Here is a 25,931-nt window from a genome sequence, read left to right as displayed (position 1 = left end):
TATGTCATTGAGAATAACACAATCCAATTCAAATGATACAAGTCCAGAGACGATCCGTTCACTGGTAAATTTAATAAATGAAGTATATGCATCGGTTGAAGGTGATATGTGGAAACCTGATAATTCTGGCCGCACATATGATGCAGAGGTTGAAAAGTTTGTTAAGAACGGTGAAATATTCATTGCCCGCATTGACGATGAAATCGTTGGATCCGTCAGAATTGAACATATTGATGACCAGACGCTAGCCTTTGGCATGCTAGTGGCGGACCCGGATAGGCGCAGCGAAGGAATTGGTCGCGAGCTTGTTGCTACATGTGAAAATCATGCCCGTGAAAATGGTTATACCAATATGCAACTTGAATTATTAACGCCACGACACTGGGAAAACCCATCCAAAGAATTTTTAAAAGAATGGTATGGCCGCATTGGTTATATCCCAACAAAGTCCAGACCATTTGAAGAAATTTCGCCACACCGCATGGATGAATTTGCAACCGAATGTGATTTTACTGTTTGGATAAAAGAACTATAGGGCATTAAGCCAATGGAATTTTGAAGGTCATTTTAGTCCCCTGACCCTTTTCGCTTTCGATTTCAATGCTTCCATTCATTAATTTTGCAAATTCAACCGATACCGAAAGTCCAAGGCCACTACTGTCCCCTTCTTCATCCGGGTTGGATGGTGTTCCAAATGGTCTTAAGATTTTGCTTATTTCCTGCTCATCTAAACCGGGACCATGATCCTTAATACTGATGTAAGCGTTTTTGCCGCCATTAATAACATCAATGGATACCTCACTACCTGTGGGTGTTTCTTTTATGGCATTGACTAAAATGGTGGTTAAAATTTGCCTGAAGCGCCCCTGATCAGCCAGAATATATATTTCCCTCTCTGGTACTTTTTGATTAATGCAAATGGATTTCTTTTCAACGCGAGGGCTTGCCTTGTCAATAACCTCTTTTAATTCCTTGAGAATACCAACCTGTTCCATTTTAAGGGTATATTCACCGGCCTCTATCCTTGCCAGATCAAGAATATTATCAATGATGGCTGTTAAATGCCTGCCGCTATTGCCGATATGGCTGACATATTCTTTATATTTATTGTTATTTAAATCCCCATGAACCCCTTGCTGCATAACATCCGTAAAACCAACGATATTATTAAGTGGCGTTCTAAGTTCATGGCTGACGCTGGCGAGGAACGTATTTTTAGCACGGCTTGAATATTCCGCTTGATGATATGCGGTGGTTAAACGTTTTGTTGTTTCCTCGGTATATTTGAAATATTTAAATATCAATACCCCCAGAACCATAGTCGTAATCGCTGCAAGTATCGCACTAATCATAACAAGGGCGCGGTTCGGCGCAAACCTCGGCCATCCACCATTGGGCTGTGCGGCAATGCGCCATAAACCATTTGAAAGATTAACATCAACAATGACACTGTCACCGGAAAATAGTGACGCATCACCATAAAAAACTTCTGTGCCGCCACTGGTACCTGAACTTGTTTCAATGGCCATATTGATGCGGCTTGTGTATTCCCTAAGCCCTACTTCTTCTAATAATTCATCTAACTTGATTACTGCTGTGATAAAACCCCAGAAGTTATTATCCTTATCAAAAATAGGCACGCGGCCAAGTACACCTTTCCAGCCCTGCACCAAATTATGTGGCCCGGAAATGACAATTTCCTGTAATTCTTGAACGCGTTCTGCCTCGATTTTCTGGGTTGGCATTTCACGGTAATCTACACCGATGACATTTTCATTGCCCGCTAACGGGTATGTTTGACGCACGATGTAATCCTGCGCCAGAGCAAGGTTTTTGATGCTTGGCTCCAGCTTAATAAGTTCACTGCCATAAAAGCTATATGTTTCTTGGTCAATATCCGGGTTTGATTTAACCACAGCCGCAAGGCCGTTAATCAAATGCGTATTAGATAGAATTTCTGATTCAAGTTCGCTTTTTAAAGCAACCAATTCCTGAAACACAGCGTTTCTAGATTGCATCAACATACGGTCGTGATTTGAATCATTAATATAATACCCCCCCACCAAAAACAGCAGGGAAAGCACAAACGCGGGGAGTATTGTATTAAATATCGATGCTTTCATTATTATTTATTCTTACAACCAGAAAGATGTATATAATATATTTGTTAATAAAATAAAAGAATTATTCTTAATATATGATTAAAATTTCTGAAAAGCATTGATATTCAAACTTGAAAAATTATTACCTTGATTGTTATTTTTGAAAAATTCATTATCGAAAAAACAATTGGACGGGGATCATGATAATCCAATTTACAAAAGAAAAAGATTTTGATCGCATCAACGCAAAACGCGATGACGGTAGCACTGTGGATTTCAATTTCCCTAAAAAAGGACCATTCCCACATGACGCCGTTCACATCATTGTCGAAAAGAAAATGGGGTTTAAAAATGCTTTCTGGGGTATGATTAACAATTCATACTCACCTGAAGAAGTTGGAAAATTAGCAAAAGAAGGCGGGCATGCTAGCTCAAGCCGCGCAAGTACACCCTCTGCTGAAATTATCGAATTATTACAAGCAGAAAGGCTGGTTGAATGTTTTGAAGCAAATATGTGGAACACATCAACAAAAGCGGCCGATTTCATTGCCGTCTATAATTCAGCTTGCGAAGCATCTAACATTGCTATGCCAGCAATTTCAACAAACGACATAGACGAAATAAATCATATTCTGAAAAATTTATATTCCAAATGGCAAGAGCTTGCTATTGGTAAAAGCATAACATTTGAGTTTTAAAATATATAACGATTACAGGCAGCGATTATGAAATTGAAACCATTAATATTTGTATTAGTATATTTAACATCTACAGTTCCTCTACTCGCGAATGATAAATTCACAATTGCTGTAATTCCCGATACGCAAAATATGGTCAATTTTAGAAAAACACCTGATTTTGATTTTCCGGTTGATACCAAGTCCATGTTCCTTGAACACATGCAATATATCGCTGATAACGCAGTAAGTAATGGTGGTGATATTGTATTTGCCACTTCAGTCGGTGATGTCTGGCAACATGTACATAATGGTATTGACCTCGCACATTTGAGACGTGGTTTAAAACGGTTAAGCCCAACTCTTGCAAGAAACCCTATAGAAGATAAGGGTATTTTACAATATGAACTGCCCCTCGCCCGTGAAGGATATGATATTCTTGCAAAAAGCGGCCTTCCATTTTCCGTTGCACCCGGCAATCACGATTATGATTATCAATGGCGCGATAGCAGATACCCGCGCCAACGGGACAGATATGACGAATTAAGGGACGAGCGCGGTGCAATCGTCAGATTTGACCCGGAAATACTTGGTATTATCCATATTGGTGGTTTTGATAATTTCGAAAGTGTTTTTAGCCCCGAAAGCCATTATTTTAATGATAAAGACTGGTATCTTGGCAGTATCAGGCAAGGCGCTAATAGCGCACAGAAATTTAAGGCGGGCGAATTTGAATTCCTGCATATTGCACTAGAAATGCAGGCAGGCCCCGAAGTAATTAAGTGGGCGCAGAAAATGATTAATGAAAATCAGGGGCTACCCACTATCATATCTACCCACGAATATTTAACCGCAAGCGGTGAACGCGCCATTCGCAGTGTTGTTGATTTCCCATTGGTTGATCCGACGGATCATATTTATCCAGAAGAATTGTGGGATGATTTCATTGCAACAAATGATCAGATCATCATGGTATTATCTGGCCATAATCGTGGTCAATCATACCGCGTCGATAAAAATGATTACGGAAATGAAGTCCATCAAATGCTTTCCGATTATCAGGACCGTGGACAATCTGCGGTTAAAAATGACGGCGACCTTCCGGAAATGATTAGTGACGGTTGGTTAAGGCTTTTAGAATTTGATACGAGCGAAAACGACGTTAAGGTTCACGTACGTACCTATTCCACATATTTCAAGAAATACTCTACCGAAATTGACGAATACGCCAGTTGGTACAAAAAATATGAACAGCCCGACATGACTGATGAAGAATTCAATAAGGCTGATGAATTCATCATCACCCTAAAATCATTCAAATCACGGTTTAAAAAATAAACATTCGTTATTTGTGGTCATCAAACCATTTAATCGTATGCTGTGTTTTGGTAATCAGCTGACTTGGACGATTGGCAATACCGTGTCCAGCCCCGGGAATTCTGACTAATATGGTTTCTACGCCTTTCATTTTTAGGGCTTGATAATATTGTTCACTTTCCCCAATTGGTGTCGTGACGTCTTCTTCACCGGTCATTAGCATTGTTGGCGTTGTTACATTACCAACAAGCGATAATGGTGAACGTTTCCAATATTCTTCCGGATTATCCCAAAGCGCATCGGCAAATTCATATCTGAAACTAAATCTGGCAAGTGCAGAGTTTAACACCCCCGTCACCCAATTGGTAAGCGGCTTGATTACGGCTGCTGCCTTAAACCTGTCTGTTTTACCGATGGCCCATGACGATAGAATACCACCGTTACTACCACCTGCGATATAAAGGCGGTCTTCATCAACATTGCCCATGCCAATTACGTGGTCAACACCGCTCATCACATCATCATAATCATAGTTTGGATAATTATGATGCAGAAGGTTTGCGAAGTCCTCACCATAACTGGTACTGCCGCGTTGATTGACATAAAGCACCATATAACCTGCACTTGCCATTAATTGCATTTCTGCGGCGAAATACGGGCCATAATGGCTTATGGGGCCACCGTGAATTTCAAGGATTAAAGGATATTTTTTACTCGCATCAAAATCTGCTGGTTTCATAAGCCAGCCTTGGATATCGATATTATCATGACTGGATTTATAATTAATTTCTTCTACTGATGCCAATTTGCGGTGCGGCAACAAATCTGCGTTTAAATCTGTGATTTGCCCCTCGCCAGCAACAGCAATATTAGATTGATCGTGAACGGAACCGATTGTAAAGGCTACATTGCCACGTTCATCCACATCAAAATCACCGCCGCCATATGGGCGACCTACTGACGTACCGCCAACTTTATCAGTTACATCGGAAATTCTACCGTTAAATGATAATTTGGCGACCTTCCCAAGTGACTGTTCCGAATAAGCAATATAGATTTCATTATTTCTGGATGTCCATTTTATGCTTTCAACATTGATATCCATGCCATCCGTGATCATGCGTTTATTACTGCCGTCAATATTCATGACGTAAAGATGGCTATTATGATATTCACTACGCACATCATCAAATCCAAGGTATGCGATCATTTCACCATCTGGCGATACCGCTGGGCTTCTATCTGCGCCAAACCTATCCGTTAATGCGACGATTTCCCCACTATTCACATCAACACTATAAATTTCACTATTTTGTGGTTCGTCAATATGGTCGTCATGACGGTTTGCTGAAAAATATATTTTTGAGCCATCCTTGGCCCAGCTTAATGATGAACTATGATTAAATTCCCCGCTTGTTATCTGGCGTGCCGTACCACCAAGCGCAGGTACAACAAAAATATGATCATTACCGAGACTGCCATAACCACTGCCATTTCGTGTGAATAAGGTTTTATCATAAACAACGGGCTTTTTCGCCCATTCCGCCCCCTTTGGTGCGCTTGGAAGCGGTGCATATGTTTCCGGTTCTTTTGGCGCAAATGCAGTGAAGGCAATATAACTACCATCTGGCGACCAGCTTATATTGCTGGCGCCATTTTGAAGTTGCGCCAGTTCAAATGTTTCACCACTATCCATAAAGCGCATCATAATCTGCGTCTTGCCACTTTCATTAGAAAGATACGCGAGCAATGACCCATCCGGTGACAAACGCGGGCTGCGCATATTATTTAATCCCGTTGTCATGGGACGATGATTATTGCCATCACTGTCGATTTGCCAGATATTGCTTCTGCGGCGGTCCTTCATAATATCCATAAAATTTCGGACATAAATCACATTATCACCGCGAATTTGGGGGTCGGTTGCCCATTCAAGTTCAAATACATCCATGTAATCAAACGGCTTTTGTTCCGCAAAAGAAACAGTTGGCAAAATGAATAATAAAAAAACAAGCTTTTTCATATTTTCCCCTGACGATTAACAATAAACTTTTTATGCAGCATTTTATCTAATCTTATATTATATTTAAAAAATTACCATCAATATTGGTCTCTGGTGCATAACAAGGATCAAAGTATGATTAATAGAATTTTTGTCTTCATTTTTTGCTTTATATCGTTTGCAAGTGCGCAAACACCAATTGAGCGCGCAGACAGATTATTTACCGACATGGCTGCACTTCCTTCCGTTCCTGGCATTAATGTTGCTGTTGCTGATGAAAACGGACTTTTATGGGCCAAGGGATTTGGATATGCCGATATCGAACACCGTGTGCCCATGACACCCGCTACAAAAATGCGGATCGGCAGCGTGGCAAAGGTAATAACCACAGCCGCAATGATGAAAATGGTTGAACGCGGTGAATTAAGCCTTGATGCCGATATTCGTGTTTATGTACCGGAATGGCCGGAAAAACATCCGATGATAACCTTAAGACAGCTTGCCAATCACACATCCGGCATACGCCATTACGAAGGCAATGAATTCTTATCCAATGTACAATATGATAATTCCTTAAGCGCCCTTGAAATATTCAGTGATAGCGACCTTAAATTTCCCCCAGGTCGCAGTTACAGCTATACCACATACGGATGGACCCTTGTTTCCGCGGCGATGGAAGCAGTCAGCCGCAAATCTTTTAAGGATATCATTCGCGACGAAGTTATCATTCCATTGGGGCTTAATGACACCACATTTGATGATGCCAATATCATGATTGAAAACCGCCAAAGTGCCTATGATTTTCTGGATGGAGAACTTAAAAACTCGCCCGAGGTAAATGTAAGTTACAAATATGCTGGTGGTGGCTTCCTCGCGACACCCGCGGATGTTGTCACATTTACCATGGCCCATGTGAATTCGGGTTTTCTGACACAAGAAACACTTGATCAGATGTTTCAAAGATCAAATATATCCCCCCATGGTATTGGCTGGGTCGTTGGCTTTCAGCGTTATATTAATAATTTTAGCGGCAATCCGGCAACGCGTGATGAAATGATGCGGATTATGTCAGAACACCCAAGCGCCGTCATGCATTCCGGCGGCAGCACCGGAGCCCTGACAATGATGATTTTATGCCTTGATCATAAGCATTCTGTGGCCCTTACCAAAAACGTCGGTAATGGACCGGATGCCAACCATTTTGAATTGGCGTTAAGGACGCTCGATATTTTTCATAATGATGATGAATAATTATTGATAAAGACGATCTGTATGACCGAGCAATATTGACATTCCAATATGATGCGGACTGTCCATTGAATTTGTAAGTATCACAATACCGCGATTATTATTCTTATCCCAGCCGATAAATGACCTAAAACCACCGGTTCTACCGAAGCTCCATGTGATATCATTGTTATCATCCGTCTGTACGAACCAGCCCAGTCCGATTTGAACCTCTTTATCAGGTCCCATGTTCATGTTTTCATCAATAAAATCACGACGTGGCTTATGGCTTTCTATTAATGCTGGTGAATTTCCAGTATCAACCAAGCCCATATTCGCTTTTAGATATTTAAGCATATCAACCCCAGTTGATCTAACCCCACCTGCACCTGCAAGTACATTGAAATCCCACCTATCAGTTATTTTGCCGTCTTCATTATGGCCATTAACAAATCTATTTTCCAATTCGCTTGAAACTGTGATTGTTGTATCGGTCATACCAATTGGCTTAATGACCTTATCGATTAACAAATCTTCGAATGGCATTTCTGCATGAACAGATAAAATATACCCCAATAAGCCAAAACCAAGATTTGAATATTCAGTACCATCATTAAGAACACTTAAGTTTTCTAAATATGCTTTTAAATCTTGATCATAATAATCCACATATGGGTTCAATGGATTGTTGGGAAAGAAATTATCCGGCATTCTTGCAAGCCCTGATGAGTGAGTTGCAAGCTCAAGTAATGTAATGTCACCGACCTGCCCTTTAAAATCAATCGGCAGATAATCAGAAACTTTATCATTATAGGAAATCGCACCACTTTCCACCATATTAGCGAGCAATATCCCTGTCATTGTCTTGGTTATTGATCCAATTTCGAAAATATGTTTTTTAGTAATAGCCTCAATATTTTCGTTTGATGTTCTGCCTAGGAAAAGTTCATATTCTTGAGCCCCATCAATAACACCAACATAATAGCCTACGGCTTTTTGTTGATTTATTCTATACTCTAATGCTTTCGATATTTCGTCGGGATCAATATCTTTTGAAGTGTTTGAAAAAAGATAAACGCTTAACGTTACAATGCCTAATACCAAGCCATATAATCGATAACGTTTATTCATAGCCCCACTTCTATTTCATTATTTACTGGCTTCGGTAAGGATAACATCCAACACAAGTTTCATATTCTCATAAACATCGTCTTTAATGATGCCGCCAATAGCAGGCGCAAGCAGTTTTCCATCACAAACATGGTAGTATGATTTTTCATCCGTTAGTACCACACTGTCTGCTTCAGCATAAAAATTACTGTTTTGGACAATATGATATTCCATTAGATAATCTGTTTTGTTTTTTATATAAAAATTCATATCCGCCACCGCAGCATCGCTTTCAAAACGTGCGGTAACAGCCTTGATGTCATCACCTTGATAATATGCGTGAACATCTGCGCCGCCCATTGCACGGGCGAATGCGGCTTCCTGTTTCACTTTATTCAGTGATGAAAGATCAGTTTCCAATAACGCATGCAGATCCGGCCCCGTACATGATTGTTGTGCGTTCGCAGCCATTGTCATCGCGCCAATCATTGAAACGGCGGATATAAATATATTTTTCAAAACAAATTCCTTATTACCAAGTCTTTAAAGACTTTTAAAAATCTTCGCCTTCAAATGCAACTACATCGCAAAAATCGATAAGCAGTTTTGCCTGATTACATTCTGCAAGTGCTTCACTCTGAAGGTTAAATTGGCCGATAATAAGGCGGTAATAGGTCCTGCCGCGCACTGTTGCGGTAGCAATTTTCAAGGGACGACCTTCGGTAAGAACTGGAACTTGTCTGTTAATTGCCGCCAGTCCTGATGAAATACTGTCCCTGCGGCTATATGACGCCACATGCAATCCGAAACCACCATTGGGTGCAGTAATGTTCTGCATTCTTGAGCTTTGCGTGGCCGCAGAAGTATTCACTTGTCTTTCCGCTTGCTGATCAAGCATACGTTGTTTCTGCGCTGCATCATCAAGAGCACGGTTCAATTCCTGCTGTAATGAACTATTCTGTTCCTTAAGGTTTGCGAGTTCACGTTCCGCCGCCGCGATGCGCATTCCCTGCTCGATTAAGGCATTATCTTTTTCCTGAAGCATTTCTTCAACGGATTGTTCATTTTCGGCCGTTGCTGGCATTGTTTCGTCCGCAATCAACATAGTATTTGATTGCCCTTCGCCCATATCTGACGCCGTTTCCCCCTCAAGATTCGATGGATCATTTAAACCACCACCAAGAAAATTATCGATCGTGCTGCATGCGCTTAAAGAAAAAACCAACAAAATACTTAAAAATGCGTTTTTTAAAAATGTATATTTTATGCAATATTGTAACATATTCATCTATATACCCTTTTTCTTAATTGCTGTTGCGTTAACCATAACCTTGTTCACGAACCTAAATCAAGAAAATAAATTAAGAAAATAAAATAAACCATTATAAATAAAAGAATTTAGCCATCAAAAGATATATATTTTTTACTTATAATCACTCGCAATATCATACCCCATAGACCTATCTGTTAATGTTTCGTTAACCTTTGATTTCTATATATTTAACGAGTTTAGAATGCGATTATATCTTTGATTTTACTAAACTAATTGTTGCAACAAATAATTACCCTGCCTCAATCGACAGGATAATTAAATAGAAAGTAATCACGGTTTTGATGAATAGCATCAACATTGACCACAATATTCTGTCAAATGCCATAAATAGCCATGCCATCGTTGCGCAAACGGATATCAATGGTGTGATTACGTTCGTTAATGAAAAATTCTGTGAAGTTTCCGGTTATACTTACCCTGAATTAATTGGCAAAACCCATTCTGTTGTTAATTCAGGACACCATGAAAGCAGCTTTTTCGCCGATATGTGGCGAACGATCAAAGCTGGCGAAACATGGCAAGGAGAAGTATGTAACCGCGCCAAGGACGGCTCTTTATACTGGGTCAGTACAACAATTTATCCGGAACGCGATAGAAAAGGCGATATTATCGGTTACATTTCAATTCGCACAGAAATCACAAAAACCAAAATGGATTCAGTTTTACTTGATGCCGAACAGGAAGCCATGCATTCAATCATGGTCGGTGATAGCCTTTCTGTTGCAATGAATAAAGTATTAGAAAAGCTCCATAACTTTGATTATAAAAACAAGCTTTCAATATTAGAGGCCCTGCCCCCGAACCATTTAAACCACTTATCGAGCATAGGATTACCCGAATTCTATACCAATGCGATTAATAAAATCGAAATAATGGCGGAAACGGGATCATGCAGCGCAGCTGCCTGCTCAAAAAAGCCGGTATATGTTGATGATGTTGATACACATCCCTATTGGGCGAATTTTAGGGTTGTGACGCATTCCGCTAATTTAGTGGCATGCTGGTCCCATCCTGTTTTGGATGAAGACAATAACCTTTATGGCACATTTGCAATTTATCCTGCGGATAAACGCATGCCATCTGAACTAGAAGCCTATATGATGAAAAAAACATCGACCGTATTGGCTGTTTTATTCCTGTTTTATAAAGACCGTAACCGTTTTAAAGTACAAAACACCAAGATGAATAATATTATTCAATCTTCGCCACATTGTATTTTTGAAATGAATTTAAATGGAAATGTCAGATCCATCAACAAATCTGGATTGGCAATGCTGGGGCTTGAAAAAGATGACACTGTTATCGGTCGCTTTTTCCCTGATATCCCCAATAACCAACCGGAACGTGACGAGGTAAATCGTTTATTCCAAAATGCGCTTGTCGGTATTCCATGCGAATATGAATTTAGGTCAGACATCAATGGCATTGAACATCATTATTGGATGTGCTTTGCCCCACTTAAAGACAGCAACGATAACGTTTACCGTATTCTTGGTATTTCAGAAGACATCACCATCCGCAAACAAAATGAAAAGCTTTTGCGTGAAAAGGCAATGATCGCGGAAGAAGCCAATACCGCAAAAAGCAACTTCCTTGCTGCCATGAGCCATGAATTAAGAACCCCACTGAATGCTATTATCGGCTTTAGTGAATTTCTGAAAATGAAATATTTCGGTGACAGGATTGGTGGTAAGAACGAAGAATATATCGATTATATTATCGAAAGTGGCCAGGATATGTTAAAACTGGTTGATGAAATTCTTGATCTTACCCGCGTTGAAACCGGACGCATCCACCTGGATGAGGAAGAATTTAACGTTAATTTGTTTTTCTCACATCTCACCAATGGTTTAATGCAGCTTGCTTCACAAAAAAATATTAGATTGATGTATCATCCAACCAATGATGTTTTTTATCTTAAGGCCGATAAAAAGGTAATCGGATCAATTTTTAAAAACATCGTGGGTAATGCCATAAACCACACCCCTATTGGCAGTATCATTGATATATCCTTCAATTCATCAGAAGAAGGCGACCTGGCTATTAAAATATCAGATCAGGGACCAGGCTTTACTGCCCAATCCCTGAAAAACTTACATCAGCCATTCCGTTCCGATGATGCTTATAAAACCACAAAGCATAAAGGTGCAGGTCTTGGTCTATATCTTACCAAAAGGTACGCGGACCTGCATTCTGCCAATGTGAATATATCAAATCGTGAGGATATTGGCGCCGATGTGGAAATTAATTTCCCCGCGTACCGTGTTAAAGCAAACCGCGCTTAATCAAGCACAACTTCCATTTCTTTCATAACCTTGGCACGACCGCCCGCCATAATATTGGTTAGTTCTTTGCCGTTATGGTTTAGTTTAACAATGATCTCGCTTTTTGATTTTGGGCTCATAAAATAACCTTGTTCAATCACGATTTCATCCGCCTTAACATCCATTTTATCAAACAGATAATAACTTAGATTACCAGCTGCCATTCCTGTTGCTGGCTCTTCCGGAATGGCGTATCGCGGGGCAAACATACGGGTTGTGTAATCATGCCCTTGGTCAAATGCATCATCGCTAAAGGCATAAAATCCGATCAAATCATATTTTTCACTGATCGCGTTAATAGCATCAAGGTCTGTTTTGATACTCGCTAGTTTAGATTTATCTTTTAATGGAATGATCATAAAACTAACGCCTGTGTTAGTAATAACCGGTTTAAATTCATCTTTTAAATCAGATACTTCAAGTCCAATTGACGTCATGACGTCGGTAATTACTTGATCATCAATTTCTTTAAAAAACTGTGGCTTTTGTTCCATATACGCCATTCCATTTTCAAGGATAATATCCCTATTTCCATCAATGGTTTCTTTTGATGAATGTCGGTTCGTGATTTCACCAATTTGATTTAAATAAGAAAAACTTGCCACAGTTGCATGACCGCAATGTGCGATTTGTTTAATCACCAACCACCGCGCAGAAGATATTGTATTTATCTGTGAAAATAATCACCCACTCGCTGAAAAAACAGTAACATTTGATGATTTGAAATTAGAAAATTTCATCACGACCGAGCCAGATTGCGGATACCGCGCCATTTTATCAAGACAACTCCTTAATCACGGACACAAATTAAACCCAGTGATGTGGTTTGATAACGCCGAAGCGATCAAAGAATGCGTCAAAAGCGGCATGGGAATATCATACCTTCCCAAAATGGCAGTCATTGAAGACATAAGGGCCAGCAAATTAAAACCCATTTATGTGACGGAAAAATTTGATACTGAAATCAGGTTACAGTCAATCATCCATCATTTGAAATGGTCTGGCCCTGCATTAAAGGCTTTTCAGGAAACAATTAAAGAAAGTTTCTCTGATTAATTAGCCAGCGACACTGTAGATTGGCTCATTATCGTTGCTCGCAAGCGACACCATCGCGTATCCTTTATCCTGCAATAAATCGATAAAGTCATAATCCATCGTTGCCTCTTCGAAGAACTCAATCACTTCATTGACGCTTTGTTCAAACTCTTCAATGATATCTAATTCTTGTTCGATAATTTCCGGTACATGACCTTTGTCTTTTAATAAATCCATAAAGTCATAAGTGCTCATTTTTTTGGTCCTTTTTAATTTTCATATGACCGCATTATTGCTGTCATAACTTTCACGTAAGCATGATACGTGCATCTTCAAGAACACCTTGTGACCACTCATCGCAGATTAAATTCACTTCGTCGCATTTGGAAAAGTTTTCATGATTTCTTTAATGATGATATAGTGTTTTCGTTATAGGAGAACATAATGATACAACTTGGTTTAAGATTACTGTTTGTGATGATTGGATCATTCATTGTCAGCATTAGCGTCTTATTTGCACAGCAACCAAGTGCAGAAGACATCATTAAAGCCAGAGAAGCCAGAGAAGCAGAACGAGAAAGATTAAGAAACATCGATCAGGATCGATACATGTTTGACCGCGACCGAGATATTGACGAAATTGATCAAAATCTGCGTGAGAGAAACTTTGAAGAAGAAAAAGAACTTCTAAAAGAAATCGAAGAAGAAGAACACGAATTCCTAAAAGAGCAAGTAAAGGAAAATAACCAACCCCCTCAGCTATAATCTATGGTTGTTTTTACCTATGGCTAGACAGGCCCATTTCTTATTTGTAAACTCACCAAAAAAAATGAGAGAGAAATGAAAAAAGATTTTGTTCCTGCGGATTTTGAAATTCCGCTTACCCATAGCCACGAACATTTCCGTATCGAGGTATTAGAACCCAGTGTTGTCGAAATTGATTATGACGCCGTAATGTCTAGTAAAGAAAATTTAAGGACTATTTTTGCGGAAAATGACGACTGGCCAGCCGATGACATGTCCTTAGAAAAAAATATGAGTGATCTAATCACTCATGAAAAAGAATTCAAAGCACGCGAGGCTTTTGCCTTCACCGTTCTCACCACCGATAAAACAAAATGTATTGGCTGTCTTTATATTGAACCATCGAACCGAGATGGAGTGGACGCCGAAGTTTATTATTGGTTACGTGATGATAGCCTTGAATTGATGAGCGAGTTTGAAATCACGATTAAAAGCTGGCTCGCTAAAGAGTGGCCGTTTAACAGCATTGCTTATCCGGGTCGGGAAATTTCATGGGAAGAATGGGGAAAAAGATCCCACGATCATATATAAAAATATCAAGGGGAAGATCATATGAAGTTTAAGTCAATTATTGGGATTGTTTTATTGTGCCTGATTTCCGCATGCGTACAAGAACAAACAGAACCACAAAAGCCAAATGCGACTGAATTACTTCATGATTTATTTGACCGCGAACGTCAGTGGTATTACGCGGAATACCCGGGCACCGGCCCAAGTACAGAACCACGCCCGGTTCCCGACCGCATGCGAGCAGTCAGCCCCACCGACCAAAAAAGAAGAATGGATGCAAATCTTGCCTTTCTCGCTGAACTGGATGCTATAAGTAAATCAGAACTTTCTGATGATGATCAGTTAAACCATGACATGTTTCGCTTTATGTTAAATTCACGGTTAACGATGGCAAAGCACCGCACATGGCGCATGCCGATTTTATCCGACAGCGGATTTCACACACGCCCGGCAATTTCAAATCGTTCAATTGCCTTTTTTAATACAGGTGATTATCAGACATACTTTTTGGCACTGAATGACATTCCACGATATATCGACGAAAACATCGAAAATATGCGCACTGGAATTGCCGAAGGCTTCACGATGCCCAAAGTGGTTCTTGATGGCCTTATGCCTTCGTTCAAGGCTCTTTCTGAAAAGCGTGGTGAAACAAGCGATTTTTATTATCCATATAAAAATATGATTGCGGATATTCAAGACGATGAACGCGAAGACCTTCAAAAACGTGCTATTGCCATTATTGATGATATTGTCGTTCCTGCATACGCACGACTTTATGATTTTATGCTGAATGAATATTACCCGGCTGCTCGCGATACACTTGGTGCGTCAGAAACAAGTCTTGGTATGCCATATTACGAAGACATGGTCCGTTATTACACCACAATTGATATTTCCGCGGATGAGGTACATGAACTTGGTAAACGTGAGGTCGCACGCATCCGCGCCGAGATGGAAGATATTCTAAATGAGGTCGAATTTGATGGTACGTTACAGGAATTCTTTGAATTCATGCGTACCGATGAACAGTTTTACGCAAAAACGCCGGAAGAACTGATTATGATCGCCCGTGATATTGCCAAACGAATTGATGGCAAGCTTCCGATGTTGTTTAAAAAACTGCCACGCCAACCTTATACAGTGGTGCCAGTACCAGCCACCCTCGCCCCTAATTATACTACCGGGCGCTATTCCGGTGCACCGCTTACTGCATTACGTGGTGGGGAATATTGGGTCAATACATATGCACTTGATCAAAGACCGCTCTATAATCTGCCGTCATTAACCTTGCATGAGGCCGTACCAGGCCATCACTTACAATCGGCACTATCCAAAGAGTTAGAAAACGTTCCGGAATTTAGACTTGGCCTTTACCCACATGCTTACGGCGAAGGATGGGGACTATATTCAGAAAAATTAGGATTAGATATCGACATATATCAAACACCCTATGAACAGTTCGGTAGACTAACATACGAAATGTGGCGCGCAGGCCGACTCGTGATTGATACGGGCATTCACGCAAAAGGGTGGACCCGCGAACAAGCCATTGCTCTCTTCGAAGAAAACAGCGCCCTTTCGTCACTTAATATCCGTACAGAAGTCGATAGATATATTTCATGGCCCGGTCAGGCCCTTGCTTATAAAATGGGCGAGCTTAAATTCATCGAATTAAGGGAACGTGCGAAAGCTGAACTTGGTAATAAGTTTGATCTTCGTACATTACATGATCAATATATGTCACAAGGGGGGCTTCCCATGTATTTGCTGGAAGAAAGGATCGATAACTGGATTAAGGAACAATAAACATCCGGTTAACTTTCAATTCATCTTGATTTTTATATATTCCTTCTTATTTTCACCGACGAAAACATATTAAAGGAATTTTAGATGAAATTACGTACTTATATAATTGGTTTATTTTTAGCACTTGGGGTGACATTACCTGCTCTTGCACAAAATAGCGATTACGAAGGCCTATACGGCGGTATCCGAGCTGGTATTGGTAAAATCAACGATTCAGGCACGCTGAATAACAGACTGTTTGATAATTCAGACGAATATGGTGTTGCTGGTGTACTTGTTGGCTCAAGAATGCGTTTTTCAAACACAGTGATTGTTGGCGCGGAACTTGATGCAAACTACTATAGTTCAGTAAACGATTTCCGTTTGGGGGCATCAGTAATTGCCGGTTTTGAATTTAGAGACACTGACCTTCTATTTGGCCGCATCGGATATACCTCACTTCAAAGATCAGGTGGCGCAGACAACCTTAGCGGTCTTTTATTCGGTGTCGGTTATGAACACATCTTAAGCGAAAATGTTAATATCCGTTTGGAATATCAAAACTTCTCATATGATGACGCAAGAATTTCTGCTGATGATATTACTGCATATAGCGGTAATGAAATTTCGGCTGCAGCGATTTTTAAATTCTAATAGTATCTAATCGTGATCAGGAATAATTATTTATTCCTGATCACATTAATCAACGCCGCCAAGTCATGATCGGCAAAACCGTCACGTTCTGATTTTTCCAACATATTTCTCATTAATCTTGCCATATCGGCATTAAGACCGTTTTCCGATAAAGTTTCAATAATTGGATTTAATGTCTCGTTCCAGACGCTAAGCGTTGCTTCTCGTTCATCAAGCCTGTCATCCGCGCACTTCTCTGCCATTTCCATCACCAGCTCTTTATCCGTATCATAAACGGGGCTTACGATTTTTAAATATTGCTTGATATCGATGCCGGTTGCTTCGCATATGGCAACGGCTTGCATCATCCCGAATATCATGCCAAATGAACCACTTAACATCGCTGAATACATCGCCGATGCCCGTGCCGGATCATCCCCAAGATTATGAAGAACAGGCGCAAGTGTTTTTAAAATGGGTTCTGCCTCCCTTACGCCGTCCTGATTACCAGAAATAAAAAACATACTTTCATCAGTGCCAATATCGCTCGGGTAACCCTCGATCCCCCCATCCACATATTTTGCACCAGCAGTTGATATCCATTCATTCATTTTAATCGCATCACCAGATGAGCCGCTCGTTAGCTGGACAAGCGTTTTCCCCTTAAGCACAGCGGTAACATCGTCATTATTTAAAATGGTGTCTGCAATATCATAATCACCAACGCAAATAATTGTGACGGGGCTTTCCGATACTGCGTCAGCAACATTTTCAGTATATTCGGCCCCCAATTTAACCAAGGCATCAGCCTTTGACGGCGTGCGGTTCCATACAACCGTTTCAAATCCTGCTTTAATAGAAACTTCGGCTAGTGCCGCCCCCATCAACCCCAATCCAATAAATGTTACGTCCGCCATTTTTCCCTCTCATCCGATTATTTATCCCAAGTTTATTTAATTTCCATATTGACTCAATTAAAATTTTTATATAACCATTTAGTTATGAAACAAATTGGTTATATAAATGACGATAATGATCTTGATGCAATTTTCGCAGCATTAGCAGATCCAACACGTCGCGCAATTTTAAAACGACTTTCTGATGGTGAAGCTTCAGTCGGGGAGCTCGCGTCCCCTTTTGCGATGAGCCAACCCGCAATTTCGAAACATTTAAAGGTGTTAGAGAACGCAGGTCTGGTTGAACGCAACATTGATAAGCAAAAACGCCCTGCCCGTTTAAAAGCTGACAACATGGCAATTGCGGTTGGATGGCTTGAAGAATTCAAACACTTCTGGGGCACACGCTTTAATGAACTTGATACTTTATTGACAAAACTAAAACTCGAGGAAAATAAAAATGAGTGATTTACCAACATATAAATTAAAACGTATTTTTGATGCCCCTCGTGAACTTGTGTGGCGAACTTGGACCGATCCTGAATTATTAAATCAATGGTATGGACCAGGCGCAGATACAATTATCCATGAATTTGACCTATCACCCGAAGGGCAATGGTTAAATGAAATGAAGTACGGCGAAAATTCATTTTTTCAAAAGGTAATCTTCAAAGAGGTTAATGAGCCAGAAAAAATTATTTGGCACCACCATTCTTCAACCGATGAAAATTGGAATGATATCCCAAGCCCAATGATGCCAAATTGGCCTGCGTTATTACTAACAACGGTGACATTCATTGATCAAGGGGATCAAACAAATGTCATTCTAACCCAAACACCAATGAATGCATCCAATGACGAAATCGCAGGGTTTTCTGCAATGATGTCTAAAATGGACGGTGGATGGGGATCCGGATATAAAATCATTGATGAAATACTAAAAAATATCGCCTAGCGAATAAATTTTTCTGTAAACCGCACGATACGTTTTGCTGCTTCGCGAAGATTTTCTTCATCACAAAGATATCCAATGCGTACGGTATGGGCCATATTTTCACCAAACCCAAAACCCGGTACAACGGCAACATTTTCATCATCAAGAAGCTTTTCTGCGAATTCCTTACCAGAAAGGCCCGTCGCGGAAATATCAAGCAGTACAAACATACCGCCCCGTGCCTTGGAAAATTTAAGGTGATTGCTCGCCCTTAAACCGTCACAGAAAGCATCACGCCTTGATTTAAAAAGCGCCCTAAAAGTTTCAGTGGTGCTTTTATCCTTAAGAGCAGTAATTGCAGCGTTTTGAACAAATTGATTAATGCCGAACTGTGCTGCTTGTGAATAATTCGTCATGGCGTCAATGAAATGATCAGGACCAATTGCCCAACCCATACGCCACCCCGTCATCGCATGGGATTTAGAAAGACTATTAATCACGATAATACGGTCACGATATTCCTCATGGGCATACGCGGAAATATGATCATCTTCATAACAATGGGACCAATAAACCTCATCACTGATCAACCAAATATTATTTTCATGGCAATATTTTGCGATATCAAGTACGGCGTCCCTGTCGATCACGGCCCCTGCCGGATTGCTTGGTGAATTAACGATAATGGCTTTGGTGTTTTTTGTGACCGCCGCTTTAATCTTTTCAATATCAAGCTTGTAATCTTCTTCCAGATCAAGCTGAACACTTACCATTGTTGCGCCACCAGCGGTCACAACAGCTGGATATGTTGCATAATAAGGTTCTAGGACTATGACCTCATCGCCTTTTTCCACGATGCATTGGAAAGTGGCAAATAGTGCCCCCTGCGCGCCATTTGCTACAATAACGCTTTCCGCATTTACTTTATTCCCATAGAGCCATGTTGCGTGTTCTGCGATCGCTTCACGAAGGGCATATTCACCGGGAATGGGTGCATAATGTGTTTTTCCTGCCTCAACCGCTTGTTCAAGAGCAACTCTAACATCTTTCGGTGTATCAAGGTCAGGATCACCAACCCCAAGGTGGATGATATCTTCCCCTTTTAATATTCGCCTTGCGGCCTCGTCCCCCACATCCCAGGCACGAGATGCCGGTCCGGATATCCGATTTGTTAATGTTGATAAATCATTTCTGGACATAAAGTATCCTTTAAAAACTTTTATTGAAGAATTGATATCTTATAAATTTTTGTATGGCTATATAATTTATTACTTTCCATATTGGAAAGTTAATGATAATGTTTGTTTCCAATATGGAAAGAGATATTATGAATACTGAAGCAAAAGAAATATTAAAAGCAGCAAAAACTGCTGAAACAGAAGCACTTAAAGCAGCAATGCCACCCAAATGGTTTGGGTTCGCCATTTCAGTTGCAGTAGGAATAATTGTCTGCGCCAATGGCGCGGGAAATGCTGAATTAAGCTCGCTTGGGATAATTGCAATCGCATTAATCATTGCCGTTCAATATAATAAATCAAAAGCAATGCCCAAAATGGCTCCCGCAAATAAATATGGATATTTTCCGTTAATTGGATTTATTGCGTTTATTTTAGTGATCACCGCCCTAACCCGTTACACCACATCCGTCATGGAACTTTCATGGACACCTTACGCAAGTGGTTTGTTTGTCGCATGCATCACATTTTATCTTTCGGTATCAGAACGCAAAGAATATCAAGACAGAATTAACGAGGCAGATCATAATGAATAACATCGATCTTGATCCCGTTATACATGCACCTAACAGATTGCAAATCTGTGCCTTTTTATCCCCACTTGAAATGGCCGAGTTTCAATTATTGCGTGATCATTTAGGGGTAAGCGATTCCGTTCTTTCAAAACATATCAGCAAGCTAGAGCAAGCAGGATATTTAAAACAAAAAAAACATAAAGTCGGCGCCAGACAACGAACAAGTCTATACCTAACCAAGGAAGGACAAACTGCTTATAAAAATCATATCGCAGCATTAGAAGCGATTATTAATGGCAATTAATGCGTCACCACAAAATCGGCATCAATCCATAACTGCTCACGGCGTTTAAGCTCCATACCCAGTTCGGGACCAGCATTCCATCCTTCTGCAATCAAATCCTTACCGGAATATGGTAATTCAGGAATATGATATTCATTGATGTAATAAAGCGTTTTTTCATCCATAGACCCACGTTTCAGCAAGTTTTGAATAACAACATCTTTTCCGAATGAATACATCATTCTGCGTAGCGTCACGGCATTCAAATCATGCTTTGGGTAATCCGCAATGAATGAAAGCAATCTATCACGGTCCTTATTAGATAACCTTAAATGCGAAACTGCATCTTTGATATCATCATGACTATCCGCCAATAACAGGCTTAAACGACCAATCGCATCATGAATATCGAGCTTTTTAGCTCGTTTTACATACTTCAAAAATTTATCATATCCAACATGGCCCGGTAATATTTCATCAAGAAGGCCGACCACTGCCAAAACAGGAATGGATTGCATCACCCTTTTGGATAGCAGTATTTTCGATAATTCTTGCCAAATCCGTTCACCGGATAATTCACGGATCATTGATTTTAATTCAACACTGGCAAGTAACCCTTCTTCATCAACACCGCCAACATCAAATTCTGATGAAAAACGAAAAAGCCTTAATATACGAAGCGCATCTTCCTCAATACGTTTTTTAGCATCACCAATAAATCTAATCTTTGCTCGTTTAAGATCATCAAATCCACCGAGCGGGTCATAAACCGTCCCGTCTAGGTCTAGATAGAATGCATTGATGGTGAAATCCCGCCTTTTGGCGTCTTCTATCCAGTCATCGGTAAATTCAACCTCTGCATGGCGGCCATCGGTACTAACATCCGATCTTAAGGTCGTAATTTCAAAATGCTTTTTGTTGATAACGGCCGTCACCGTTCCATGATCAATGCCCGTAGGGATGACTTTAATTCCTGCTTTTTCAAGCCTCTCCATATTAACATCGGGCGTTAATCTGCTGGCGATATCAATATCACCTATTGCCCGTTTCTTTTTCCAGAAAATATTAAACAAGGCGTCCCTAACGGCACCACCAACAATTTTCGCATGGCCATCATCAGAACCAAGTGCGTTCATCACTTGGCGTAGCTCTTTCATTTTAAGCCATTTTTCCGTTCCGATATTAAGCGGCGCATTTTGCATGATCATTCACCAAGTTCGCAAATCTTACGAGCATTGCCGCCGTGGCGCCCCAAATTTTATATTTATCATGGGGGAAAACATAATAATGACGTTCTGCCCCCTTCCAATGAAGACTTTCAATTTTGTGATTTGCCGGATCAAGAATAAAATCAAGCGGCACTTCAAAAACGTCATCGACTTCGTTTTTCTCGGGGATAACCTTAAAATCCGGATCAACAAAGCCAACCACTGGCGACACATTATAGCCGGTTACGGTTTCATAATCTTCCATCGCGCCGATCACGTCGACATTTTCATAAGGCAAGTTTATTTCTTCTTTTGCTTCACGCAGTGCTGTTGCCATGGCGTGTTCATCTTCTTCGTCACTTTTGCCGCCAGGGAAGCTTACTTGCCCGCTATGGCTACTTAAATGTTCTGCACGTTTTGTAAGAATAACGGAATACTGATTATTTCTTTCCACAATTGGCATCAATACCGCGGATACTTTAAGCGGCAATTGATTTGGTTCAAATTCGTCACGCACCTTTGGATCAGGGCGGTATAACGATGCATCCCCTTGATCAGGTCGTAACCACGCCCTTGCCTCCGCTGGCATTAAGGCCCTTTTCATTATGGGGTCATGTTTTTCAAAAATTCTGGTAATAAAGCGTCTCATATTCTTATTCTTCTATTTTACCGATCTTAAAATATTTATTTCCGGACTTTACGGCGTAACTACCATTTTGTTCTATGGCGTGATCCGCCAGTTCATAAAATGCACTGCGACTTAGCAATGCATCCAAATCATCACGCACACGGATATAAGGTGATGGCTCACCAGTTTCCGGGTTTTCTATTATCTTAATTGGATGTTCTTCATCCAAGCGAACATAATCATCAAGATTAGTTCTAAAATATATATAGTCATCACCATTTTCCTTTTCAAAGGATAGCTCAACGGCAACAAACGGGGCATCATCCACACGAATGCCGACCTTTTCAACTGGTGTAACTAAAAAATACTCATCATCATCCCGGCGCAAAATGGTTGAAAATAATTTCACCATTCGTTCACGGGTGATCGGTGTTCCCATATAATCCCAACTGCCGTCACGACGGATACGCATATCGATATCGCCACAGAATTCTGGGTTCCATTTATGAACTGGCGGAAGACTACTGTTTTCCATCGCCTCTTTTGCCTTTAATGCAAAAAGTTCAGGACGAAATCCTGCGTTTGGTACGCTATGGTCACTTTCTCTTGTCATATCATAAACCTATAAAAGGACTATGAAATGCATATTACACTTTAAAGACGTTTTTTTGAAGGTCAAATGGACGTAATATTTCCACTAATGCCTTGAAAAGCACCGGGAATTAATTCAGAAGCGAGTAATCTGCTTTCATCATCCTGTCCTGGCATATGTAACGACCTTGCAAGATCACGTGAAAAACCAACCTTTTTATAGTAAGGTTCATCGCCCACTAAAACCACTCGTGTGTGTCCAAGCACTTTGGCTTTATTAAGGCCATATTTCATAAGATTGATACCGTATCCCTGTCCTTGTAATTCCGGCAACACAGCAATCGGACCAAGAAGTAATGCATCATGCCCACTGATTTTCACAGGCCAAAATCTTAAGGTAGCAACAATTCCATCATTTTTACGCACAACAAATGATAATGCAGCAATAGGATCAATGCCATCACGTAATGCATATGCAGCCTTTTTAAATCGGTCACGTCCAAATGCCTTATCAAGCAATTTTTCCACGACCATATCATCAGACCTATTTTGTATTTCAATATTGCACATTTATCATTTCCAGAATTAAAAGTGCACAGCAGATAACACAGTAAAAATTGCATTTCCAGCAAAATATTTCAAATAATAAAAATAAATCGAATATAATTTTGTTATATTGTATACAAAGAGAATTTTATTGGAAGTTTGTCATCCTAAAAAGATACGCCGTAGATAGCGATTCGTTAAAAAATTAACATTTAATGACTTGTTTCTTCGAAACCATAAGGAAACGAAGAATTTAATATATTAAATTTTCTACTTTAGGAAGCAAATGTACCCCCTTGAATCCATTAAATATTTCACATTTTCGTTTATTAACAAACTTTATTACACAACCTTTAGTAATTCAAAATTTACCCTTATTAACCTTTTATAAATTAATAAGGCCTAATTTAGTAAGTGATTATTTCCTCCCCCAAACTTGGGCGACCTAAAATTGAAGGGTCGCCTTTTTTTTGTCAAAATTAGATGCGACAGATGTAACCCGTTAAACGAGTTTATGACTTGAAATTGACTAGGTAAATATATTACCAATATCAATTAGAAAGTTTTGTAAAATACAACAAATAAACTTGGGGGAAAAATAGGGTAAAAATGGCATTAAATAAAATGCATATAACAACAACACTTGGCATAGCATTTTCTCTGCTTACAAGCACTGCTGCTTTTTCACAAGAAATGGAAACGGATACAAATGATGGCTTTGATGCACAATCAATTGAAGATGATTATGTCTCTATTCCTTTAATAGAGGAAAGTTCGCTTACGTTTACCACCGGTTATGATTATTCCAGTGGACGGTTTAATTTACCCAGCAGCACGAACATCAGTTATGTCCCCTATTCCATAAAAATGGAAAAGGAGAACTGGACATTCCGCGCAAGCAGCGGTTACATCAGTTTTGCTGCCCCCGATAACATTATTACCGATGAAAACGGCGCACCTCTTGTCACTGATATTGATTTGGGCACTATCGACCCAAACATCAGCCGCAGAAAAAGCGGTTTTGGCGATGTATATTTAAGTGCCTCTTATTCATTCGAAAACCCCTATATGGACGATTTCTTTATTGATCTTACGGGACAGATCAAGCTGCCAACAGCCGATGAACGAAAAGGTCTTGGTACCGGTAAGATTGATTATACGATCAAACTTGATGCCGCATATTTATTTGGTAACTTTATGCCGTTTGGTACGATCGGGTACCGATTTGTTGGTGAAACAGACAGGTTTGATCTTCAGAACAGTTTCTTTGCCTCTATTGGTGCTGCTTATTATCTAACATATGATACCAGTATCGGCGTTAGTTATGATTACCGTGAAAGTGCCACACCAGGCTTTAACAGCCCGAAAGAGATTTTTTCATATGTGGATGTGCAATTGGATGACCACTGGGGGTTCAATGTATATGGTGTTGTTGGATTGAATAATGTTACGACCGATTACGGTTTAGGTACCCAAATCAGGTATAAGTTTTAATTTCTTTACATACTCTGGCGCAAATCGAAAAGATTGGTTTTTTCAATATCGGCAAACGTGTATTTTTCAATCACGCCGAAGAAATTTTGCAATGCTTCGTCAACAACACCACTGAATTTACAGCTATCAATTTCCTGACATTTACCGCGTTTATCGCCGAAACATTCAACAATATTAAAATCAGGTTCCGAAAGCTTTAGTACATCAATCAGTTTGATATCTTGCAATTCAAGATTAAGCCGTAATCCACCACCACGCCCTTTAACAGTTTCAAGGTACCCATTGGCGCTTAATAAATGAACGACTTTCATTAAATGGTTGGCCGATATTCCATAAATTTCGGAAATATCACTGATCGTTGTCAATTCCCCCCTTTTTAATGCTGCATGGAGCAATACTATTACTGTATAACGCGTAAAAGAAGTTATTCTCATACTAACTTATACCCCTTCTTAATTCTTTTTATTTATAAAAATTCTGAATGATTCAAAATGCTTTTTATATGATCCTCGTTTATCAATGACAAAAATATGCGCAACATAGCGAAGGATTTCAATAAAATATTATATGTATTAAATATACTACTTCTACACCCTATAGTTTAAGAATTATTTTCCAACAATAAACTTCAATAATTACTCTTTTAAAACAAATATTTAGCGTACGATTTTATGACATTTTTATTACATTATTAAATACATTAAATAATGTATTTTACCTATCTATTTGAAAATAAAAA

At 39.8% G+C, this 25,931-nt stretch carries 29 protein-coding genes; 15 read left to right on the top strand and 14 right to left on the bottom strand.

What is annotated here, in order from left to right; genetic code table 11:
• Position 1 precedes the first annotated feature (1 nt).
• Positions 2-535 carry a GNAT family N-acetyltransferase gene (locus KW060_RS07035; RefSeq protein ID WP_249034103.1) on the top strand — a complete coding sequence of 178 codons (534 nt, stop codon included), beginning with the start codon at positions 2-4 and terminating at the stop codon, positions 533-535.
• Positions 536-539: 4 nt separating this feature from the next.
• Here KW060_RS07035 and KW060_RS07030 read toward each other — a convergent pair whose 3' ends face one another.
• Positions 540-2,018 carry a sensor histidine kinase gene (locus tag KW060_RS07030; RefSeq protein WP_249034102.1) on the bottom strand — a complete coding sequence of 493 codons (1,479 nt, stop codon included), beginning with the start codon at positions 2,016-2,018 and terminating at the stop codon, positions 540-542.
• A 284-nt stretch (positions 2,019-2,302) separates the two neighbouring features.
• Here KW060_RS07030 and KW060_RS07025 point away from each other — a divergent pair, with 284 nt between their 5' ends.
• Together KW060_RS07025 and KW060_RS07020 are read left to right on the top strand one after the other, a co-directional pair.
• Entirely contained in the window at positions 2,303-2,800 is a 498-nt protein-coding gene (locus tag KW060_RS07025) for a hypothetical protein (protein WP_249034101.1), read from the top strand.
• Positions 2,801-2,827: 27 nt separating this feature from the next.
• Complete coding sequence (locus tag KW060_RS07020) at positions 2,828-4,117, top strand: metallophosphoesterase family protein (RefSeq protein WP_249034100.1); 1,290 nt, start codon at positions 2,828-2,830, stop codon at positions 4,115-4,117.
• A gap of 7 nt (positions 4,118-4,124) precedes the next feature.
• Here KW060_RS07020 and KW060_RS07015 read toward each other — a convergent pair whose 3' ends face one another.
• Positions 4,125-6,119, bottom strand: a complete 1,995-nt coding sequence (locus tag KW060_RS07015) for a S9 family peptidase (RefSeq protein WP_249034099.1) — start codon at positions 6,117-6,119, stop codon at positions 4,125-4,127.
• Between the two features lie 114 nt (positions 6,120-6,233).
• Here KW060_RS07015 and KW060_RS07010 point away from each other — a divergent pair, with 114 nt between their 5' ends.
• The gene (locus KW060_RS07010; protein WP_249034098.1) at positions 6,234-7,349 is read left to right on the top strand and encodes a serine hydrolase domain-containing protein; all 1,116 of its coding nucleotides are present in this window, start codon (positions 6,234-6,236) and stop codon (positions 7,347-7,349) included.
• Here KW060_RS07010 and KW060_RS07005 read toward each other — a convergent pair whose 3' ends face one another.
• Genes KW060_RS07005 through KW060_RS06995 form a run of 3 tightly spaced genes read right to left on the bottom strand, consistent with a single transcriptional unit; the run spans position 7,350 to position 9,723 of the window.
• On the bottom strand, positions 7,350-8,456 hold the full coding sequence (locus KW060_RS07005; RefSeq protein WP_249034097.1) for a serine hydrolase domain-containing protein: 1,107 nt from the start codon (positions 8,454-8,456) through the stop codon (positions 7,350-7,352). It lies immediately after the preceding gene.
• An 18-nt stretch (positions 8,457-8,474) separates the two neighbouring features.
• A complete protein-coding gene (locus KW060_RS07000; RefSeq protein ID WP_249034096.1) occupies positions 8,475-8,954 on the bottom strand; it encodes a hypothetical protein in 480 nt (159 codons plus the stop codon).
• Positions 8,955-8,988: 34 nt separating this feature from the next.
• Entirely contained in the window at positions 8,989-9,723 is a 735-nt protein-coding gene (locus KW060_RS06995) for an SPOR domain-containing protein (protein ID WP_249034095.1), read from the bottom strand.
• A 326-nt stretch (positions 9,724-10,049) separates the two neighbouring features.
• On the opposite strand from KW060_RS06995, the gene KW060_RS06990 reads away from it, so the two are divergent.
• Positions 10,050-12,053, top strand: a complete 2,004-nt coding sequence (locus tag KW060_RS06990; RefSeq protein WP_249034094.1) for a sensor histidine kinase — start codon at positions 10,050-10,052, stop codon at positions 12,051-12,053.
• Here KW060_RS06990 and KW060_RS06985 read toward each other — a convergent pair.
• On the bottom strand, positions 12,050-12,733 hold the full coding sequence (locus KW060_RS06985; RefSeq protein ID WP_249034093.1) for a PhzF family phenazine biosynthesis protein: 684 nt from the start codon (positions 12,731-12,733) through the stop codon (positions 12,050-12,052). The two genes, KW060_RS06990 and KW060_RS06985, sit on opposite strands and share 4 nt — an antisense overlap.
• Here KW060_RS06985 and KW060_RS06980 point away from each other — a divergent pair.
• Positions 12,720-13,148, top strand: coding sequence for a substrate-binding domain-containing protein (locus KW060_RS06980; RefSeq protein ID WP_338050562.1), 429 nt, complete (start codon positions 12,720-12,722; stop codon positions 13,146-13,148). The two genes, KW060_RS06985 and KW060_RS06980, sit on opposite strands and share 14 nt — an antisense overlap.
• Here KW060_RS06980 and KW060_RS06975 read toward each other — a convergent pair whose 3' ends face one another.
• Complete coding sequence (locus KW060_RS06975) at positions 13,149-13,382, bottom strand: hypothetical protein (protein WP_249034092.1); 234 nt, start codon at positions 13,380-13,382, stop codon at positions 13,149-13,151. It lies immediately after the preceding gene.
• Positions 13,383-13,571: 189 nt separating this feature from the next.
• Between KW060_RS06975 and KW060_RS06970 the strand changes: the two genes are divergently transcribed.
• The 4 genes from KW060_RS06970 to KW060_RS06955 all read left to right on the top strand — a co-directional run bounded on the left by KW060_RS06970 (position 13,572) and on the right by KW060_RS06955 (position 16,883).
• Entirely contained in the window at positions 13,572-13,892 is a 321-nt protein-coding gene (locus KW060_RS06970; protein WP_249034091.1) for a hypothetical protein, read from the top strand.
• Positions 13,893-13,967: 75 nt separating this feature from the next.
• On the top strand, positions 13,968-14,462 hold the full coding sequence (locus KW060_RS06965; protein WP_249034090.1) for a hypothetical protein: 495 nt from the start codon (positions 13,968-13,970) through the stop codon (positions 14,460-14,462).
• Positions 14,463-14,483: 21 nt separating this feature from the next.
• Positions 14,484-16,250: a DUF885 domain-containing protein gene (locus KW060_RS06960; RefSeq protein ID WP_249034089.1), complete on the top strand. Its 1,767-nt coding sequence runs from the start codon at positions 14,484-14,486 to the stop codon at positions 16,248-16,250.
• A gap of 84 nt (positions 16,251-16,334) precedes the next feature.
• Positions 16,335-16,883, top strand: coding sequence for an outer membrane beta-barrel protein (locus KW060_RS06955; protein WP_249034088.1), 549 nt, complete (start codon positions 16,335-16,337; stop codon positions 16,881-16,883).
• Between the two features lie 26 nt (positions 16,884-16,909).
• Here KW060_RS06955 and KW060_RS06950 read toward each other — a convergent pair whose 3' ends face one another.
• Entirely contained in the window at positions 16,910-17,779 is an 870-nt protein-coding gene (locus KW060_RS06950; protein ID WP_249034087.1) for an NAD(P)-dependent oxidoreductase, read from the bottom strand.
• Between the two features lie 84 nt (positions 17,780-17,863).
• On the opposite strand from KW060_RS06950, the gene KW060_RS06945 reads away from it, so the two are divergent.
• Positions 17,864-18,226, top strand: coding sequence for an ArsR/SmtB family transcription factor (locus tag KW060_RS06945; protein WP_249034086.1), 363 nt, complete (start codon positions 17,864-17,866; stop codon positions 18,224-18,226).
• Complete coding sequence (locus KW060_RS06940) at positions 18,219-18,713, top strand: SRPBCC family protein (protein ID WP_249034085.1); 495 nt, start codon at positions 18,219-18,221, stop codon at positions 18,711-18,713. The genes KW060_RS06945 and KW060_RS06940 overlap by 8 nt, the downstream gene beginning before the upstream one ends.
• Here the strand turns inward: KW060_RS06940 and KW060_RS06935 are convergent.
• Positions 18,710-19,891, bottom strand: coding sequence for a pyridoxal phosphate-dependent aminotransferase (locus KW060_RS06935; RefSeq protein ID WP_249034084.1), 1,182 nt, complete (start codon positions 19,889-19,891; stop codon positions 18,710-18,712). The genes KW060_RS06940 and KW060_RS06935 overlap by 4 nt on opposite strands.
• Positions 19,892-20,019: 128 nt before the next feature.
• Between KW060_RS06935 and KW060_RS06930 the strand changes: the two genes are divergently transcribed.
• Positions 20,020-20,463 carry a hypothetical protein gene (locus tag KW060_RS06930; RefSeq protein WP_249034083.1) on the top strand — a complete coding sequence of 148 codons (444 nt, stop codon included), beginning with the start codon at positions 20,020-20,022 and terminating at the stop codon, positions 20,461-20,463.
• Positions 20,456-20,746 carry a transcriptional regulator gene (locus tag KW060_RS06925; RefSeq protein WP_249034082.1) on the top strand — a complete coding sequence of 97 codons (291 nt, stop codon included), beginning with the start codon at positions 20,456-20,458 and terminating at the stop codon, positions 20,744-20,746. The genes KW060_RS06930 and KW060_RS06925 overlap by 8 nt, the downstream gene beginning before the upstream one ends.
• Here the strand turns inward: KW060_RS06925 and KW060_RS06920 are convergent.
• The 4 genes from KW060_RS06920 to KW060_RS06905 form a co-directional block, all read right to left on the bottom strand.
• Positions 20,743-21,933 carry a CCA tRNA nucleotidyltransferase gene (locus KW060_RS06920; protein ID WP_249034081.1) on the bottom strand — a complete coding sequence of 397 codons (1,191 nt, stop codon included), beginning with the start codon at positions 21,931-21,933 and terminating at the stop codon, positions 20,743-20,745. The genes KW060_RS06925 and KW060_RS06920 overlap by 4 nt on opposite strands.
• Positions 21,908-22,522, bottom strand: coding sequence for a CoA pyrophosphatase (locus KW060_RS06915; protein ID WP_274757332.1), 615 nt, complete (start codon positions 22,520-22,522; stop codon positions 21,908-21,910). The genes KW060_RS06920 and KW060_RS06915 overlap by 26 nt, the downstream gene beginning before the upstream one ends.
• 64 nt (positions 22,523-22,586) lie before the next feature.
• Positions 22,587-23,096, bottom strand: coding sequence for a DUF1285 domain-containing protein (locus KW060_RS06910; protein WP_420833181.1), 510 nt, complete (start codon positions 23,094-23,096; stop codon positions 22,587-22,589).
• 140 nt (positions 23,097-23,236) lie between these two features.
• On the bottom strand, positions 23,237-23,722 hold the full coding sequence (locus KW060_RS06905; RefSeq protein WP_249034078.1) for a GNAT family N-acetyltransferase: 486 nt from the start codon (positions 23,720-23,722) through the stop codon (positions 23,237-23,239).
• A gap of 585 nt (positions 23,723-24,307) precedes the next feature.
• On the opposite strand from KW060_RS06905, the gene KW060_RS06900 reads away from it, so the two are divergent.
• Positions 24,308-25,192 (top strand): transporter, encoded by an 885-nt coding sequence (locus tag KW060_RS06900; RefSeq protein ID WP_249034077.1) that lies wholly within the window; start codon positions 24,308-24,310, stop codon positions 25,190-25,192.
• Positions 25,193-25,197: 5 nt separating this feature from the next.
• Here the strand turns inward: KW060_RS06900 and KW060_RS06895 are convergent, their stop codons facing one another.
• On the bottom strand, positions 25,198-25,626 hold the full coding sequence (locus tag KW060_RS06895) for an RrF2 family transcriptional regulator (protein ID WP_249034076.1): 429 nt from the start codon (positions 25,624-25,626) through the stop codon (positions 25,198-25,200).
• Positions 25,627-25,931: the final 305 nt, after the last annotated feature.

The sequence above is a fragment of the Pseudemcibacter aquimaris genome (assembly GCF_028869115.1).
GTDB lineage: Bacteria > Pseudomonadota > Alphaproteobacteria > Sphingomonadales > Emcibacteraceae > Pseudemcibacter > Pseudemcibacter aquimaris.
This window is presented reverse-complemented; position numbering and strand designations above follow the sequence as displayed.